This window comes from Paraburkholderia elongata (genome assembly GCF_013177735.1).
GTDB lineage: Bacteria > Pseudomonadota > Gammaproteobacteria > Burkholderiales > Burkholderiaceae > Paraburkholderia > Paraburkholderia elongata.
Map to the genome: position 1 here is coordinate 62,125 of NZ_WOEZ01000074.1, position 16,405 is coordinate 78,529.

A 16,405-nucleotide genomic window follows, 5' to 3' on the forward strand; every position below is an offset into this window, starting at 1 on the left:
CGACTCCGCCGATGGACATCCGATGCGGCACCGCTGGCTGGACCGACAAGACGCTGATCGCCTGTAAGCGCTTTTATCCGCGCGGCAGCAGCAGCGCCGAAGCGAGGCTGCGTTTTTACGCGTCGCAGTTTCCGCTCGTTGAAGTCGATTCGGCCTACTACGCGATGCCATCGGCAAGCAATGCGCAGTTGTGGACCGAACGCACGCCGGAAGGTTTCACATTCAACTTCAAGGCGTTTCGCCTTTTCACGGGGCATCAGACTTCGCCCGATGTGCTGCCCAAAGACATTGCGATGGCGCTGCCGGAGGGCATCACCGGCCCGCGCAAAAAGAACGTCTATTACGGCGATCTGCCCGCCGAGATCCTCGACGAGCTGTGGCGGCGCTATCTGGAAGCGCTCGAACCGCTACGCACGAGCGGCCGCCTCGGCGCGGTGCTGTTCCAGTTCGCACCGTGGATCACGCGCTCGCCGGACGGTCTCGCGCTCGTCGAAGAATGCCGGGCACGCATGACCGGCTACCTGATGGCCGCCGAATTCCGCAATCAGTCCTGGTTCGACGATCGGCACGCGCAATGGACACTCGACTTCTTGCGCGAGCGCAGCCTCGTCCATGTGATCGTCGACGCCCCGCCGGATGTGACGAACCGCGTGCACACCGTGTGGGAAGCGACGCATCCCGAACTCGCGATGGTGCGTCTACACGGTCGCAATACGCAGACGTGGAGCGCGGCGGGCGCGGCAAGTGCGGCCGATCGCTTCGATTACGACTACAGCGACGCCGAACTGAGCGAACTGGCTCCGTCGATCCGCGCAATCGCGACCCGGGCGGGCCGTACCCACGTGATCTTCAACAACTGCTTCGAAGACCAGGGACAGCGCAACGCGCGTTCGCTGATGACCATTCTGGGCAGCGATGTCACCTCGCTTGCGTAGGCCCGACGGTCACGTTTGCGTGCGCACCGCTCACACACTCCATACCGCATCGATCAGCGGAATCACCCAGACGAGCGACGGCAGCCAACCACGACGCGCGTCGACATCGGGCTCGGGCAGATCGAGCGCGGCGAACGCGAACAGCGCGGCGTCGGGAATCACGCGTGCGAGACTCACCATCTTCACGATCGTGATCAACACGCCGAGCATGAAAACCTCGATCATTCCCCACGGTCGCACGAACTGGATCGCGTGCAGCGCAACCTCTTCAGCGTCAGCAGGCAGATCTCCGCATGCAGCGTCTTCAGGTCAACACGCGGTTTGCTTTCCTGCCGCGCGCACCTGCGGTTTCCGCTGCCGCGTGGGTGGAGCCTGCCTGGTAAGCATCATGGGCTCAGCCGGCTGATTTTCTGTCCCTGCACGCCGATTCCAGCCATCAACCCAGACTGACCGAAGATGAACGCATAAACATCGGAGCGCGCGGTCGTGCTCGAAAAATCAGAGGCCATTCCCGACTCCGCGACAACAACGCTCGGCCCCGCACCGATCGACCATCCGTCACTACTGTTGTTCAGATAATTCAGCGCTGACGGCTTCATCAACACCATGGCCTCGGAGAAACTCTGCGCGCCCGCCTGCAGTCCGTACGACAGCGAGGTCGCATTGTAGTAGCCGAGCACATGTCCATCGGGCACGAACAGAACACCGTTGCCGCCGGAGCCGCCAATCAGCAGGCCAGCTTTCAAGATGCTCGGAAAGACAAGGACGCCCACCGAATGCGCGGCCACTTCCTTCGCACGGGGTGTTGTTGTGTACAGCGTGTTGAGCGCCGTGCGCGCTTCCTGTTCGAGGTCGGCACGCGATGAAGTGCTACTTGAAGAGCCGCCCATCCCCGAGCAGGCAGCGACGAACAGAAGCGGGAGCAATGCGGTCAGGCGAAGGGACTTGATTGACATCGTGAGCTTTCCTTATTTTATCGGGCTGTACGCCCTCGCATGAAAGCTGCGAGGGTCAAGGCCTTTGATGAAATTGAAAATCGAACAGCAATACCTCGCGCACCCGCGCTAGTGAGACGTCTCCTGAATGTCGTTAAGCTTCCAACTCTTGTCAAACCACGGTGCAAGCGGACCATACAGCCGGAAAATCGTCAGCCAGCTTTTTCCTGGTATGGTCTGAATCCAGTTGCTCTCCTTGCCTGAAGGTGCTTTGGGTCCGAAGTACAGGTCGACCGATCCGTCGGGGTTCTTCATGAGCCCCTTTTCACTTGAGAGGCTCGGGAACTGCTGGTCCGTCTGCAGCATCGAGCGGGTCTGCGTGTCGTACAGCACGACCGACCAGAAATCCTTCACTGGCACGTTAGGCGAAACGTGGAGCGTGTAGTCCTTCGCGCCGTCGAACGGCTTACCCGTTGCGTCGTAATTTGCAGCGGCGTATTGCGAGCCGATGCCGGGCATCGCGATGACCATCGCGGGTGTATCGACTGTCGCCGCGTAGAAGAACATGGTCCGGGCGTCAAAGTTGCGGGCACCATTGTTGAGCCATTCATAGCTTCCACCAACGAACGGCGTGTTCCAGTGCCGGTCGGGATAAATCAATACCGCTTTGTCGCGATTTGCGAAGTCGATTGCGCGCGCAGTTGCGTTACCAACCGCCACGGCGTCGGTGAGAATTTTTGTCATCCTCGCGTCCGGCGCGAACGGCTTATCTTTTTCCATCCCGATGGATGCAAAAAGTCCAGTCATGTCAGGCCCATAAGAGCCTGCGGGCTCCTCCTGAATGATTTGATTCACCTCCTCGTAGAACTTGATGTCGTTCGCATGAACCGTGTTAATGATTGGCTGTTCTGTGGTTTGGCCAGAATGAGACCCGCAAGGGATGCCAGTACTGCGGCCCTAACCCACGTTGCGGCTTTCCTGTTCACGTCCGGCTCCGATTCGTCCATGGGCGTTCATCGTTTTTTGCGGTACTGGAAATTTGAGGTGCCGTCGAATACCGACGAGTCTGTTTTCCTATTTGCCGAAAGTCATGTTCAGGCCGGCGAAAATAGTCCATTGTGGAACGCCGATGGGACCGACAGGTTCGATGGGAATGGTCGGCCGGAGAAGCAAGTCATTCGTATGTCCGCTGACCCCGAACAGGCTCGGGGTAAAGAAGTTCTGGATGTTGAATGACGCTGCCAGATTGAGCGGATTGTTGCTCTTGTTCGCGTCATCCGCCGGGCTTTGGGCGATAGCATTCCCCATCGATAGGCAAGCAATAAGGCACACGCCGACTGGCGAAAAGCGAACATTGGCTTATTCATTCCCTCGTCCTCTTACCTGGCTTCTTTGATATGTTTTCCCCACACTATCCAAGACATAAATTTCCAAACCGACCAGAAATTCAAGACAAGCAAATTCCCGCCGTAAGGATTGGCGCTCGATTCGACGATTAATCAGGGATTGGCTTCAACTTCTGAAGTGGCGCCTAGCGCGTCTGCGCGAGACAAGATGCGAGTAACGGCGTGAGCAATCACAATTCACCTCTCCGGAAAATAGAACGTGTGCCATATGGCCACGTTGACGCACGCCTCATCACCATTACGATCTGGCTCTGGATACTAACAAAACCCCAAACGTGCTGGGGGATTATTTTTGAACATAATTGAAAGCATGCGCGATGCATAAAGTGGCGTACTGGTTTTAAAACAATGCATATGTGATAGCGGCGATAGACAGAAAGACCCTGGCGAATGGCTCCCACTTTCCGAAGTGTGTCAGGCGCTTCAGAGTCGGCAAAACGTTGCCTCATCATTCCCCCTCCAAACGAACGGCCCGGTACGCTCTGTTGCGTAATTTCTATTGACGAAATTATTTTCGCAAACCTAACTAAATAATAAAATCAGACAGATTAAGTAAGGGGAAATATCAGCCTTTGTCGCAATAAACATGCGCCATGATGTTCGGACCGACATGAATATCTTAAAGCTTGATGAAATTGCTGGATCCGGGCGTCGCGCGCGTGTTTAAACGCCCGCACTATCCGCTGGACGTAATCCTGATGTGTGTGCCTTGGTACGAGGCCTACGGGCTGAGTCTGCGCAACATTGAAGAGATGATGGCTGAGCGGGGTATCGAGGTCGATCATTGGACCGCGCACCGCTGGGCTATCAAGCTGCTACCGGTCCTGGAGAAGGCGTTTTGCCGTCGCAACCGACCGGAACGGCGAACCCGGAACGGTCACGATCGACGAATGCCGAGTGAACTTCGCTGAGCTGGAGGCCCTCAATAAAGCTCGACGGCGGCCTGAAACCCGAACGAATGAAGGTGCATTGTAAGATCTACTGCGTCGGCGCCACCCCGTTGCAATCGAGCGTCGAAAAATCTCGCCCCAGTTGCCACCAACTCAAAGTGCCGAGCTCGAAGACCAGGGGCAGCGCAACGCGCGTTCGCTGACGACCATTCTGGGTAGCGATGTCGCCCCGCTTGCGTAGTCTCAGCAGGCACGATTGCGGCCGGTCTTGCGATTTGCTTTCAATGCCGGCCAGCATCCATATTGTGACCGTTTGCATCGCGCTTTTTATCCCGCTGCCGATAATGCAGCTTATATTGATGTTAGCAGCCGCGTTTTGCGCGGCACTTCTTCTAGCCACGAGAACCATCATGCCCGCCCAACACGACGAAGTCCCCACTGCCAACACCAAGCCGAGCAAGGCAAAACGCAAGGATCTGTCCATGGTGTCGCGCAATCTTCTGATGGTTGTGGTCGGCGCCGTGGTCTTCGCGATCGTTGCGACGGTCGTGCTCTACGAGCCGATCACTTACGGCGACGAGATTCCCAACTTCGGCATCATTCTCATGATGACCGTGCCGATTATCGCGGGCGTGGCCTTCCGGGTGGGACTGGATGCGTGGCTGGATAAGGAGTGAGCGGCAACACCACCCACACCTCCAAGCCGCCGCCCTCGCGCGCATGAAACTGCAGGCTGCCGCCGTGCAGCCGCGCAATTCGCTCAACAATCGCTAGCCCGAGCCCCGTACCGCCGCTATGCGCGCGAGCATTGCGGCCACGCTGAAACGGCGCCTTCAGCTGTTCCAACTCCTCTGCCGAAAGCCCTTTGCCTCGATCGCCGACCGCGACATACACGGCTTCGCCCGTGGCCCAACTCCGCACGGCGAGCCCGCTGCCGCCATAGACGATCGCGTTCTGCATGAGGTTCATCAGGAGCCGCATCATGCTGATCGGCCGGTACGCAACCGCGGGCAAAACCGCGAGCGACAGCGCAAATTCGTGACCCAGCCCAGCGAAATCGCCGGCGAGCCGTTCGATCAACGCATTGAGATCACCGGGCTCGGCCGCTTCACGCTCGCCGCTGCCCGCGTAATCCATGAACTGCTGCAAGATCGTCTCGATCTGGTCCAGATAGGACTCGGCGGCGACGACAAAGCTGCTGTCGCTGCCGTCCGGCATCGCCATGGCCATCGAGAGCCGCAGTTTGGTGAGCGGCGTGCGGATGTCGTGCGAGATGCCCGCCAGCATCAGCGCGCGCGTCGCCTCGGCTTGCTGCAACGCATGCGTCATCTGATTGAATGCGCTGCTTACCGTGGCGATCTCGGTCGGACCGTCGGTCGGCAACGGCGCGGGCGTTTCGCCGGCTCTCACGCGGCGCGCCGCCCGCGTCCACTGCTGGAGCGGCTGGTTGAGGTGGCGCTGGATCACGTAGCCGGTCAGCGCCGCCAGTGCGCCCAAACCGAGCGACAGCAGGATCGCGGCGTCGAGTCCGGCGCCTTGCGCGTCCTCCGGAATCGGCAGCGCGATCCAGTATGGCACGTGCGGCGCATCGGCCGGCGCATGCATGCGAATCCACAACCGTTGACCGCCTTCGGACTGCCAGAGCGCGGGCATGTCGGCAGGCAGATGCTCGCGCAAGCTGTCGAGAAACACGTTGCGCTGATAAGTGCGATAGGCGCGCATCAGACTCGGCGGCGGTTCTGCGGCGGCTTCGGCGGGTAGTTGCGCGCGAGCGTCGAGGCGTGCGGTCAATTCGGCGCGCGCGCCTGGCGGCGTAGCCCGAAGCAGGCTATCGAGCGTCATCACATAGGTGGCGAACACCGCGCCCGCCCGCTCGACGCGGGGCCGCTGCACGTAATGCAGCAACACGCCGAGCGCACAGACCTGGCTCAACATCACCAGCACGATCAGCAAGACGATATTGCGCGCCAACAGCGTTTTCGGCAGCGCCCTCCGCAGCCACGCGCGTGTCATGAGTCGACGTCCGCGATCAGCATGTAGCCCACGCCCCATACGGTCTTGATGAAGCGCGGCTTCGACGGGTCGTCCTCGACGATCTGCCTGAGCCGCAGCACCTGCACGTCGATGCTGCGATCAAGCGCATCGTGCTCACGCCCACGGGCGCGCGCCAGCAGATTGTCACGACTCACGGGCCGGTTCGGCGAGGAAGCCAGCGCGACGAGCAGCAGCATCTGCGCCGAATGAATCTCCAGCAGTTCGCCGGCGCGCGACAACTGCTGCTTGCCGACGTCGAGACTGAAATCGCCGAAGCGCACGCTCTGCGAGGTCACGGTGACATCGCCCGAGGCCATCTTCTGGCGGCGCAGCAGCGCATTGATCCGCGCCACCAGTTCACGCGGCAGGAACGGTTTGGCGAGGTAGTCGTCGGCACCGGTTTCGAGGCCGACCACCTTGTCGAGCGGATCGCCTTTGGCGGTCAGCATCAGGATCGGCAACGTCTGCCCCTGCGCGCGCAAACGGGCGCAGATGGCGAGGCCGTCTTCTTCGCCGATCATCAGATCGAGCACCAGCAGATCGAACGGCTCGCGCTCCAGATAACGGTCGAGCCGTTTGCCGTCCTCGGCGATCCGTACGTCGAAGCCCTGGCCGCGCAGGAAACGCTGCAGCATGTTGCGCAGTTCGGCTTCGTCGTCGAGCACGATGATTTTGGCGGGGCGATCCATACGAAAGCTCCTCGGTTTAAGCGTCGGGCGGTGTATGCCGCGCCGCGTGCCGTTCGGCCTGGCGCTGCAACAGCACGTAGAATGACGGGATGAACAATACGGCGATGCACGTTGAAGCAAGCATCCCCGAAAATACCGCAATGCCAAGCGAACGGCGTGCGCTCGCACTCGCGCCGGTGGCGATCACCAGGGGCACCACGCCGAGAATGAACGCGAACGAGGTCATCATGATCGGCCGGAACCGCAGACGCGCCGCTTCCACCGCGGCCTCGGCGATGCCGACGCCCTGCGCGCGCAGATGCCGTGCGAATTCGACGATCAGAATCGCGTTCTTCGCCGACAGCGCGATCAGCAGCACGAGGCCGATCTGTGTGTACAGGTTGTTGGCCGCACCGAGCGCGGCAAGCGTACCGGCTGTTCCGAGCAACGCCATCGGCACGGCGAGCACCACCGCCACCGGCAGCAACCAGCTTTCATATTGAGCGGCGAGCACGCAGAACACCAGCAACACGGCCACGGCAAACACCCAATATGCCGAATTGCCGACCAGTTTCTCCTGATACGACATCGCGGTCCATTCGTAACCGATGCCGGCGGGCAGCACACGCGCGGCCTCCTGCTCGAACGCGGCGATCGCCTGGCCGGTGCTATAGCCGTTCGCCGGATTGCCGTTGATGGCCGCAGCCGGCGCCAGGTTGTACAGCGTCGCCACTGCGGGGCCTACGCTCGGATGGGCGTCGATGAAGGTGCCCAGTTCGACCATATGGCCGCTGTTGCTGCGAATCTGCAACCGGCGAATGTCGTCGGTTTCGCGGCGAAACGCGCCGTCGGCCTGCACAAACACGGGGAACGTATGGTTGAACGTCGTGAACTGGTTCACATAGCTCGAGCCCACGTAATCCTGCAACAGGTCGAACACATTGCCGACCGGCACTTGCAGCGACTCGGCCTTGGCGCGATCGAGCGTGAGTTCGACGGTCGGCACCGACGCGCGAAACGGGCTGAACACACGCTGCAGTTCGGGCCGCTTCGAGACGTTGGCGATCAGCGCGTCGGTGGCATCCTGCAAGCGCTGATAGTTCTGCGAGCCGTCCGTGAGCATCACCTGCATCTGCACGCCGCCGCTATTGCCGAGGCCCTGGATCGGCGGCGGCACGATCACCACAGAGCGCACGTCAGGCAGTTTCGCGAGTTCGCTATTCATGCGCAAATATAGCGAGCGCAGGTCCTCGTCTTTGCCGCGCTTGCTCCAGTCGTCAAGCGTGACGTAGATTAGCGCGGAATTTGGCAGCGATGCGTTGTTATCGAGTGGCGAGATGCCGCCGATCGACACCACGTGGCTCACGCCAGGAATCGCGCCAATGCGCTTTTCTATCTGTGCGCTCGCCTCGCGGGTGCGCGCAAGCGATGCGGCATCCGCCAGTTGCGCGGCGATCAGGATATAGCCCTGGTCTTCGAGCGGAATGAAGCTGGTGGGCACCCGTGTCAGCAGAAATGCAGACGACGCCCCGAGCAGCAGCGCGATGACGAGCGCCAGCCTGGAGTGCTGCACGAACCACGAAACGATGCGCACATAGATCTTTTCGACGCGGGCGTATCCCTTGTCGAACACGCGATACACGATGTTCGGTTTGCCGGGCCGCGCGTGCCGCAACCAGCGCGCGCTCTGCACCGGCTTCAGCGTCACCGCGTTGATCGCGCTGATGATGGTCGTTGCGACCACAACCAGCGCGAACTGCCGATACATCTGGCCGGTAACGCCGCCGAGAAACGCCGACGGCAGGAACACCGAGATCAGCACCAGCGTGATGCCGACGATCGGTCCGAGCAACTCGTGCATCGCGTCGATGGCGGCCTGCTTCGGCGTCTTGCCCTGCTCGATATGCTGCGTAATCCCTTCGACCACCACGATCGCGTCGTCCACCACGATGCCGATTGCCAGCACGATCGCGAACAGCGTCAGCAGATTGATCGAGAAGCCGAGCATGTAGATCGCGCCGAACGTGCCAATGATCGTCACCGGAATGGTCGTGGCGGGCACGAGCATCGCGCGCCAGTTCTGCAGAAACAGCAGGATCACCGCGAGTACCAGTAGCGCGGCCTCGAACAGCGTCTTGTACACGTCGATTACCGACTGCCGCACGAAGGTCGTCGTATCGAACGGCAATTGATAGCTGACGCCCTTCGGCATGTCTTTGGCCAGCCGTGCCATGGTCGCCTTCACGGCATTGCCCACTTCCAGTGCGTTGGCTTCGGGCAGTTGATAGATGGCGATGCCCGCAGCGGATTTGCCGTCGATATTGAAGAATTGTCCGTAACTCGAGGAGCCCAGTTCGGTATGACCCACATCGCGAATGCGCACGAAGTGGCCACCGTTATTCGGATCGGCTTTGACGATGATGTCGTCGAACTCGTGCGGATCGGAGAGCGCGCCCTGCATCGTCACCGTGAGCTGGAACGCCTGGCCGGCGGCGTTCGGCTCGGAACCGAGCTGGCCCGCGCTCACGTCCTTGCTTTGACTCTGGATCGCCTGCATCACATCGGCTGCGGTCAGATAGCGCTCGCTCAGCTTCTGCGGATCGAGCCACACGCGCATGCTGTACTGGCCCGTGCCGAACACGGTGACGTCGCCGACACCCGGCAAACGCGCCAGTGTGTCGCGCAGATAGATCACCGCGTAATTGCTCAGGAACAGCGTGTCGTATTTCGGATCCGGAGATTGCAGCGTGTACAACTGCAGGATCGCCGTGGAGCGCTTACGCACGGTCACACCCTGCTGCTGCACTGCTTGCGGCAATTGCGCGGTGGCGGCCGACACGCGGTTTTGCACCAGCACCTGGGCTTTATCGACGTCCGTCCCGACCGCGAAGGTGACGGTGAGTGTGTAGGTGCCGTCGTTCGTGCTGGTCGACTGCATGTAAAGCGCGTTTTCCACGCCATTGACCTGCGTTTCGATCGGCAGCGCCACGCGATCGATCACGGTCGCGGCGCTCGCACCCGGAAAGCGTGCGACAACCTGCACGGTCGGCGGCGTGATCGGCGGATATTGCGCGATCGGCAAGTTGATCAGCGCAACGGCGCCGAGCAGCATCACGATCAACGCGATCACATTGGCGAGGACCGGACGCTCGACGAAGAAGCGGATCATGACTGGCCCTGCGCCGCCGCGGCGACCACCTGCACTTTAGCGCCGGGCGCGACCGCCAGCGCCCCGCCGGTCACGACCTGGTCGTTCGCATTGAGACCCGAGGTGATCGCCCGCTGCGAACCGTACAGGCCACCCGTGATCACCGCGCGTTTCTCGATCACACCCGCGCTGTTCACGATCAGCACCGATGCACCCGCCTGCTCGCGCAGCAACGCGGTGTCCGGCACCAACAGCACCTTTTGCGGCGCGCCGGCCGGAATATGCACTTCGACCGACATGCCAGGAATCAGGTGCGCGTCCTGATTGGCGATATCGGCGCGCAGCTTGACCGCCCCGCTGTCCGGATCGACCCGTGTGTCGACGAATTCGAGCGCGGCGTCCTCCCCCTTGCCGGCTGCCGCGCCGAGCACATTGACGCGCACCGTGCGCGGCGGCTGCGTAAAAAGCCCGATGCGGTTCGCGTCGCGCTCGTTGAGCGTGAAATTCACGTACACCGGTTGGATGCGATCCAAGGTGGCTAGCTTCGTGGAGTCGGAGGCGCCCACCAGATTGCCGACGTCGAATGCGCGTGCGCCGATGCGGCCCGCAAACGGCGCGCGTATTTCCGTGTAGCCGAGATTGATGCGCGACATGTCACGTTTGGCGAGCGCCTGGTCGCGTGTGGTCTGTGCTTTTTGCAGCGTCGATTCGGAGGTCGCGTTATCGGACGTGAGTTGCTTTTGCCGGACCAGTTCCTGGTTGGCATTGTCGAGCGCGGCTTGATCGTAGGTCAGTTGCGCGCGATACGTATCCGGCTCGATGCGAAACAGCACTTGCCCTTGCTTGACGTACGCGCCATCGGTGAAGCCGATTGCCTTCAGCACGCCTTGCACGCGCGCCACCAACGTGACGGTCGCCGAGGGCGCGACGGTGCCGCTCAGATCGAGCTGCTCGCGCACCTCGCGCGGCATCGGCCGAGTCACGCTCACTTGCGGCAAGGGTGCGGATTGCGCGGCGGGCGCGCTGCCATCGCGGCACGCGGCCAGCGCCACAGCCAGCACAATGCAAAGCCTCGCTCCCAGGCGCCGGCTCGACTCGTTCCGGCTTGCCTCATTCCTGTTCGCCACGCTACGGCGTGCCCAGCTCGTGCTTGTCTCTGTCAGGTTGTTATTTTCCATTCTCTAGCTGACCTCCACTGCTGCGCGCCAGCGCGGAATTCGCGGGCGGGTTCAGCAACCGGCCCCAGTCCGTGCGCTGCGCCATCTGTTCGGCAATCTGTTCGCTCACCACCTGCTGCCCCTGCGCCACTTCCCAGCCGCCGCCCAACGCGCGATACAGCGACACCGCCGCGAGCGCGGCGATCCCCTGGTTCTGCGCGAGCGAGTCGCCGTCGCGCAGCATCGAACGCGATGCGTCGAGCACCGTGTCGTACGTCACCGACCCGGCGCGATACTGGATATTGGCGAGCCGCAACGCGCGTTGCGACGCATCGGACGCGCGTGACGACGCCGCCAGCGCATCGAGCGAAGTGCGCAGCGCGGCAATGGCGTCCTCCACTTCTTTCTGCGCTTGCAACACCGTGTTCTGATAGTCGAGCACGGCTTCCTGGAAGGCGGCGTCCTGAATCCGCACGGCGTTTTTCAACTGGCCGCGATCGAGGATCGGCAGCGTAATGCCCGCGGAAAAGAGGCCGATCGTCTTGCTGCCCCATTGCGACAGTCCGATGCCATGCTGTTCGCCCGACGAAAGCCCGAACAGTCCCGTCAACGATAACGACGGGTACAGCTTCGCTTTGGCCGCGCCGATCAGTGCCGATTGCGCCGCTGCGTTGAGCGCGGCCTGCCGCACGTCGGGACGGCGGCGCAACAGATCGGCGGGAATCCCGACATCGATCTGCGTCGGCGGCACGGGAATCGCCGCGCTGCCTTTGAGTTGCGCATCGACAGCGTCGGGTGGATCGGCAAGCAGCACGGCGAGCGTGTCGCGGTCTTGCGCGCGCGCCTTGATGAGCGGCGGAATCTGCGCCTCGGTTTCGGCCACCAGCGTGGCCGCCTGTTCGACATCGAGCTGGCTCGACGCGCCGCGTTTGTAGCGCGCCTGGGTCAGCGTGAGACTCTGCTGCACCGCCTTCAGGTTTTGCTGCGCCACTGCGATACGCTGCTCGAGCGCGCGCAAATCGATGTACGCATTGGCGACATCGGCGAATAGCGACACGAGCGCGTTGTCATACGCGGCTTCGGAGACGCGCAGTTGTGCGCGGTCCGATTCGATCTGCCGGCGGTACTTGCCCCAGAAGTCGAGTTCCCAGCCGGCATTCACACGCAAATGCTCGGCCCACAGATGTGTCGGCGGCAGCGGACCGACGCCGCTTGTGTTGATATGGTCCGCGCCGGCTGAAACGCTGCCCGATTGCGGCAGCAGATTCTCCGCGCTGATCGCGAGTTGCGCACGTGCCTTGAAAATGTGTAAACCCGCCACTTGCAGCGACAGATTGCGCTCGTATGCGCGCTGTTCGAGCGCGCTCAGCACCGGATCGTTGAACGCAGTCCACCAGGCCGCTTGAGCGGCGGGCGCGGCCTGCGCCTCGCCGGCCAAGCTCTCCAGCCACTGGTTTTCGAGCGTCACGTCCGGCTGTTTGAAGTCGGGGCCGACTGTCATGCACCCTGTCAGCGCCCCGCTCATCGCAACGGTCAGCGCCAGGATCCGCGCCACGCTCATTGCCACGCTCATTGCCACGCTCAGCGCCACGCTCGGCGCGCAAGCGATGCACGGGCGGCAAGACGGGACAGGTTTCATCGCGTTGTGGCGTCAAAGGTCCTACGATCCCGCCGATGCCCGCGCGGCTCAGTGCGCTGCCCCGCGTTCCTGCATGAATGCCGCGATCTGCGGCAACGTGATGTAGCCCGCTTTCTGCGTGTCGATTTCATCGAAATGCTTGGCGACCATCGGCATGCCCGCGGCGGCCTGTTCCCTCGTGAGCTTGCCGTCGTGCGTGGTGTTGGCATTCGCAAAGCGCGTTTGCAGCTGCTGCGCCATGCGTTCCATACGTTGGGGATTGCCACCCTGCGGTGCGGCCGTTTGGGCGAACGTGACGGTGGATGCGCAGCACAGCAGCACAACGGCGAAAAACTTTTTCATGACTGACTCCTTCGATTGGGACATCGTGCGTCGCCTGCAAACCGCTGCGATCCGTCCGATGACAGACCGAATTCTTGGGGAAGCGCCGCCGGAAGGCAATTTCAGAATCATGTCGCCATATGTCATGGTTTTCGCGGCGCTGGCACGGCAGGCACACGCGCTGTCGTCGCAACACAGCGTGCGCTTCATACACCCGCACGCGTACGGCTTAGCCCACTTTCGCGCGACATTAAATGAAATAAGTTCGCGCTGCCGTTTCGAAGGCGCTTTGCGTATCTTTCGTCTGGCGGCGCTACAAGCACCTTAAGCACTTCAAGCGCCTCACGCACCTCAAGCGCCTCAACGGTTCGGGCGAGCTCTCAAGCAATCCGAACCAGCTGCATTGCTTCTTCACTGGAAGACGCGCCACGCCGTTCAAAACGTCTCAGGAGTATCAAGTGAGTATTCGTCTCGTCTGCGCCTCTACTTTCACCGCCATCGGCCTTGCCTGTTCGTCGACGGCGTTCGCCCGGGTGGTCATCTATATGCCCGCTGCCGTGGTCTATGCACCGCCGCCACGCCCTGTCTATTACTACGCGCCGGTCAAACCTGTTTATGTGGTGGCACCCCCGCCGGCTCCCGTTCCTGTGGCTGTCGCAGTCGGCACGCCCGTGCCGCTGCCGAAGCCGCCTACGTACACGACGGTCGTCGTGCCGGCGCCGACTAGCTACGCGATCGTGCCGGCTCCCAGCGTCACCTACGCACAACCCGTCATGGTGATACCGCGTTAAATGTGCCGGATGCAAGCCCTGACAAACCGTCCCCGCGCTGCGTGCGTCGGCCCGGCGAAAGTGGCATGCACCGGCCTACCTGCAGCTAGCTGCCGGCGGCAGCGAGCCAGACATACGCGGAACGAAGAAGCAAGGACTTGATGACGGTGCCGTCGGCGGCCACGACCAGATCGGGAACCGCCGCACCGTCGGCAATTTCGTCGATCAACACGCTACCCACGGGCAGGCCGGGCGCAAAGCGCGCGGTCAGCGTATCCGTATCCAATGTGTTGATTACAACAATAGCGGTTGAACCAGCATAGGCCATGCTGTACGCAAGAATGCCTGGTAAATTCCCGTTGTCCTGAAGAATGGCCGGCGTGCCGCGCGAGAACACTCTGTTCTGCTTGCGCAGCGCGCTGAGTTGCGCAATGAACCGGACCATCGGCGCTCTGGTGTCGAATTGGCGTTTGAAAGCTCAATGTCAACTCAACATCGCGGAGTGCGGCACGGCATTTGCTGGAAGCGCCACAAACACCAGGCGTGTCCATTAGTTAGACATATCCGTCCAACTGCCGCCGTACCGCTTGCACCGTTTCATCGCCCATCCACCTCTTCTTCAGGACCGTTAGATGAGTTATCAGGATATTGACAAAGAGATTGCCCATCTCGAACGCGTATTCGGGCTGATTTCCACCAACGATCGCCTTCCGCTGTCGTATTGGCGTAATCGGCTGAGCATGTTCCCTAAAACATTGCTGATGCCGATACAGCGCGCACGACTCGCACGGCTCAAAGCCGCGCTTCGCTCACTCGAGCAGTCCGCGCGAGCGGCTGGCGGCCGAGCCGCGCATGCGTTCGACAGGCACCCGGCCATGCCGCAGGCGGTGACGGAGAAAGCGCGAAGACGCGGCTGACCGCCATCGCACCGCAGATCGACGGCAATCGCTGAACGGGCGCGAATAGCACGCGGCGGCGTCAAGGCAGCCGCCGCGTGTTGCTCAATCCATCAGGAAATCAAAATCCGCGCGGCGAGCGCCAGCGCGAGGGCCGGTAGCATCACCACTGCCCCTACTTTAAGGAACTTCATAAAGCTCACGTCCTCGCCTTCCCGGCGAATTGCGTTGAGCCAGAGGATCGTTGCGAGCGAGCCGGTGATCGACAGGTTCGGACCCAGATCGACGCCGATCAGAAACGCATCGATCACGCGCTCCGGACTATGCGCCTGCGTCACGGTCGAACTGGCGATCAGACCCGCCGGCAGGTTGTTCATCAGATTGCTGCCGATCGCGACGATGCTGCCCGCCCAGCCAGACGTCGCGAGTTCGCTGTGTTGTGTCGCGCCTTGCAGCAGATTGACGAATGTCTTGATGACGCCGGTGTGATCGAGCATTTCGACCAGTACGAACAAGGCGGCGACCAGCGGCAGCACGCTCCACGATATGTCACGAATCATCGGCAGTGGCGATTTGCGCTCCTGGATCAGCACGACCGCGGTGGTCAGCGCGCCGAGTATCGCGGTGGGCAGGCCAAGCGGGACGTCGAAGGCGGAAACCGTCAGCAGCACGACGGCCGTCACCGCAATACCCGCAAGCGCAACGCGCCCGCTCGACGACAACTCGAGCGGCTCGAGATCGGCCTCGCAGGTGCCGGCGAGCGCTTCGCGCTGGGTCCAGCGCAACAGCACATAGGTCGCCACGATCGACAGCAGCGAAGGCAGTGTGAAGCGCATCAGCCAGGCGCCGAGCGCGGGCGTGTGATTGCCGTACAGGACGATGTTGGCCGGGTTCGAGATCGGCAGCACGAAGCTCGCGGCATTCGCGATGAACGCGCAGACGAACAGCAAGGGCAGCGGATGCGTCTTCGCTTTTTTGGCGGCGGCAAATACCGCCGGCGTGAGGACGACCGCGGTGGCGTCATTGGAAAGGAAGGCGGTGATGACCACGCCGACCAAATAGACCAGCAGAAAGAGCTTCCGTGGCGAACCTTTGGCGTGGTTGACCGCGAATACGGCGACCCAATCGAACAGGCCTTCGCGGCGCCCAACTTCCGATAGCAGCATCATGCCGAACAGGAAGAGGTAGACGTCCGTGCCTTTGCCGACTGCCTCGACTGCCAGATCGACGGGAAGCAGGTTCAGCGACACGAGTAATAACGCGCCGGCGGCGGCCCACACGGCCTCGGGCCATTTGAACGGCCGGGTGATAACGCCGGCCGTGGCGGCGAAGGCAATACCCCAGGATAGGAAGACGGAATGCACTAAATAAGTCCTGAATTCTGATTGCGCGTGAGCACGGAATTGGAACGCAGCATAACCCATGACCGTGATGCCACATGGGTTGGGGGCAAATTGTGTACCGCACAATTCAGGCTGCCGCGCGAGTGTATTCCACCCCCATTAGCATCACGGGTACAACAATCTGTTCTCTTCTCCCCGTCTATTCAGTTTTCATTGGCATCCCTACTATTCGCAATCACACCCGACACACCGCACACGGCAAG

At 61.6% G+C, this 16,405-nt stretch carries 15 protein-coding genes and 2 pseudogenes; 5 read left to right on the forward strand and 12 right to left on the reverse strand.

The window, feature by feature from the left end; genetic code table 11:
• The first annotated feature begins 11 nt into the window (after window positions 1-11).
• Window positions 12-935, forward strand: coding sequence for a DUF72 domain-containing protein (locus GNZ13_RS14895; protein WP_172165525.1), 924 nt, complete (start codon window positions 12-14; stop codon window positions 933-935).
• Window positions 936-1,052: 117 nt separating this feature from the next.
• On the opposite strand, the pseudogene GNZ13_RS54250 reads toward GNZ13_RS14895, so the two are convergent.
• From GNZ13_RS54250 to GNZ13_RS14915, 4 genes and pseudogenes are all read right to left on the reverse strand, one after another.
• Window positions 1,053-1,193, reverse strand: a pseudogene (locus tag GNZ13_RS54250) (paraquat-inducible protein A); the annotation flags it as partial.
• A 128-nt stretch (window positions 1,194-1,321) separates the two neighbouring features.
• Window positions 1,322-1,891 carry a lipid-binding SYLF domain-containing protein gene (locus GNZ13_RS14905; RefSeq protein ID WP_172165528.1) on the reverse strand — a complete coding sequence of 190 codons (570 nt, stop codon included), beginning with the start codon at window positions 1,889-1,891 and terminating at the stop codon, window positions 1,322-1,324.
• 108 nt (window positions 1,892-1,999) lie between these two features.
• Window positions 2,000-2,614: a DUF1214 domain-containing protein gene (locus GNZ13_RS14910; protein WP_236001998.1), complete on the reverse strand. Its 615-nt coding sequence runs from the start codon at window positions 2,612-2,614 to the stop codon at window positions 2,000-2,002.
• Window positions 2,615-2,944: 330 nt separating this feature from the next.
• Window positions 2,945-3,178, reverse strand: a complete 234-nt coding sequence (locus tag GNZ13_RS14915) for a hypothetical protein (RefSeq protein ID WP_236001999.1) — start codon at window positions 3,176-3,178, stop codon at window positions 2,945-2,947.
• Between the two features lie 727 nt (window positions 3,179-3,905).
• Between GNZ13_RS14915 and GNZ13_RS14920 the strand changes: the two are divergent.
• Both GNZ13_RS14920 and GNZ13_RS14925 read left to right on the forward strand, forming a co-directional pair.
• Window positions 3,906-4,133 (forward strand): annotated as a pseudogene (locus GNZ13_RS14920) (IS6 family transposase); the annotation flags it as partial.
• Window positions 4,134-4,576: 443 nt separating this feature from the next.
• Complete coding sequence (locus GNZ13_RS14925; protein WP_172165534.1) at window positions 4,577-4,843, forward strand: hypothetical protein; 267 nt, start codon at window positions 4,577-4,579, stop codon at window positions 4,841-4,843.
• On the opposite strand, the gene GNZ13_RS14930 is transcribed toward GNZ13_RS14925, so the two are convergent.
• The 6 genes from GNZ13_RS14930 to GNZ13_RS14955 all read right to left on the reverse strand — a co-directional run bounded on the left by GNZ13_RS14930 (window position 4,788) and on the right by GNZ13_RS14955 (window position 13,154).
• Window positions 4,788-6,179, reverse strand: coding sequence for an ATP-binding protein (locus GNZ13_RS14930; protein ID WP_172165537.1), 1,392 nt, complete (start codon window positions 6,177-6,179; stop codon window positions 4,788-4,790). The two genes, GNZ13_RS14925 and GNZ13_RS14930, sit on opposite strands and share 56 nt — an antisense overlap.
• Window positions 6,176-6,889 carry a response regulator gene (locus tag GNZ13_RS14935; RefSeq protein ID WP_172165540.1) on the reverse strand — a complete coding sequence of 238 codons (714 nt, stop codon included), beginning with the start codon at window positions 6,887-6,889 and terminating at the stop codon, window positions 6,176-6,178. Before GNZ13_RS14935 ends, GNZ13_RS14930 begins: the two co-directional genes overlap by 4 nt.
• A 16-nt stretch (window positions 6,890-6,905) precedes the next feature.
• Window positions 6,906-10,037 carry an efflux RND transporter permease subunit gene (locus GNZ13_RS14940; protein ID WP_172165543.1) on the reverse strand — a complete coding sequence of 1,044 codons (3,132 nt, stop codon included), beginning with the start codon at window positions 10,035-10,037 and terminating at the stop codon, window positions 6,906-6,908.
• Window positions 10,034-11,194 carry an efflux RND transporter periplasmic adaptor subunit gene (locus GNZ13_RS14945; RefSeq protein ID WP_172165545.1) on the reverse strand — a complete coding sequence of 387 codons (1,161 nt, stop codon included), beginning with the start codon at window positions 11,192-11,194 and terminating at the stop codon, window positions 10,034-10,036. The genes GNZ13_RS14940 and GNZ13_RS14945 overlap by 4 nt, the downstream gene beginning before the upstream one ends.
• Window positions 11,184-12,746: an efflux transporter outer membrane subunit gene (locus tag GNZ13_RS14950; protein WP_172165547.1), complete on the reverse strand. Its 1,563-nt coding sequence runs from the start codon at window positions 12,744-12,746 to the stop codon at window positions 11,184-11,186. The genes GNZ13_RS14945 and GNZ13_RS14950 overlap by 11 nt, the downstream gene beginning before the upstream one ends.
• Before the next feature lie 114 nt (window positions 12,747-12,860).
• Entirely contained in the window at window positions 12,861-13,154 is a 294-nt protein-coding gene (locus GNZ13_RS14955; protein WP_172165549.1) for an EF-hand domain-containing protein, read from the reverse strand.
• Window positions 13,155-13,591: 437 nt separating this feature from the next.
• Here GNZ13_RS14955 and GNZ13_RS14960 point away from each other — a divergent pair, with 437 nt between their 5' ends.
• Window positions 13,592-13,924 (forward strand): hypothetical protein, encoded by a 333-nt coding sequence (locus tag GNZ13_RS14960; protein WP_172165551.1) that lies wholly within the window; start codon window positions 13,592-13,594, stop codon window positions 13,922-13,924.
• Window positions 13,925-14,009: 85 nt separating this feature from the next.
• On the opposite strand, the gene GNZ13_RS14965 is transcribed toward GNZ13_RS14960, so the two are convergent.
• On the reverse strand, window positions 14,010-14,348 hold the full coding sequence (locus GNZ13_RS14965; protein ID WP_172165553.1) for a hypothetical protein: 339 nt from the start codon (window positions 14,346-14,348) through the stop codon (window positions 14,010-14,012).
• A 187-nt stretch (window positions 14,349-14,535) separates the two neighbouring features.
• Here GNZ13_RS14965 and GNZ13_RS14970 point away from each other — a divergent pair, with 187 nt between their 5' ends.
• Window positions 14,536-14,820, forward strand: a complete 285-nt coding sequence (locus GNZ13_RS14970) for a hypothetical protein (RefSeq protein ID WP_236002000.1) — start codon at window positions 14,536-14,538, stop codon at window positions 14,818-14,820.
• Between the two features lie 92 nt (window positions 14,821-14,912).
• Here GNZ13_RS14970 and GNZ13_RS14975 read toward each other — a convergent pair whose 3' ends face one another.
• Window positions 14,913-16,163 (reverse strand): arsenic transporter, encoded by a 1,251-nt coding sequence (locus GNZ13_RS14975; protein WP_172165555.1) that lies wholly within the window; start codon window positions 16,161-16,163, stop codon window positions 14,913-14,915.
• Window positions 16,164-16,405: the final 242 nt, after the last annotated feature.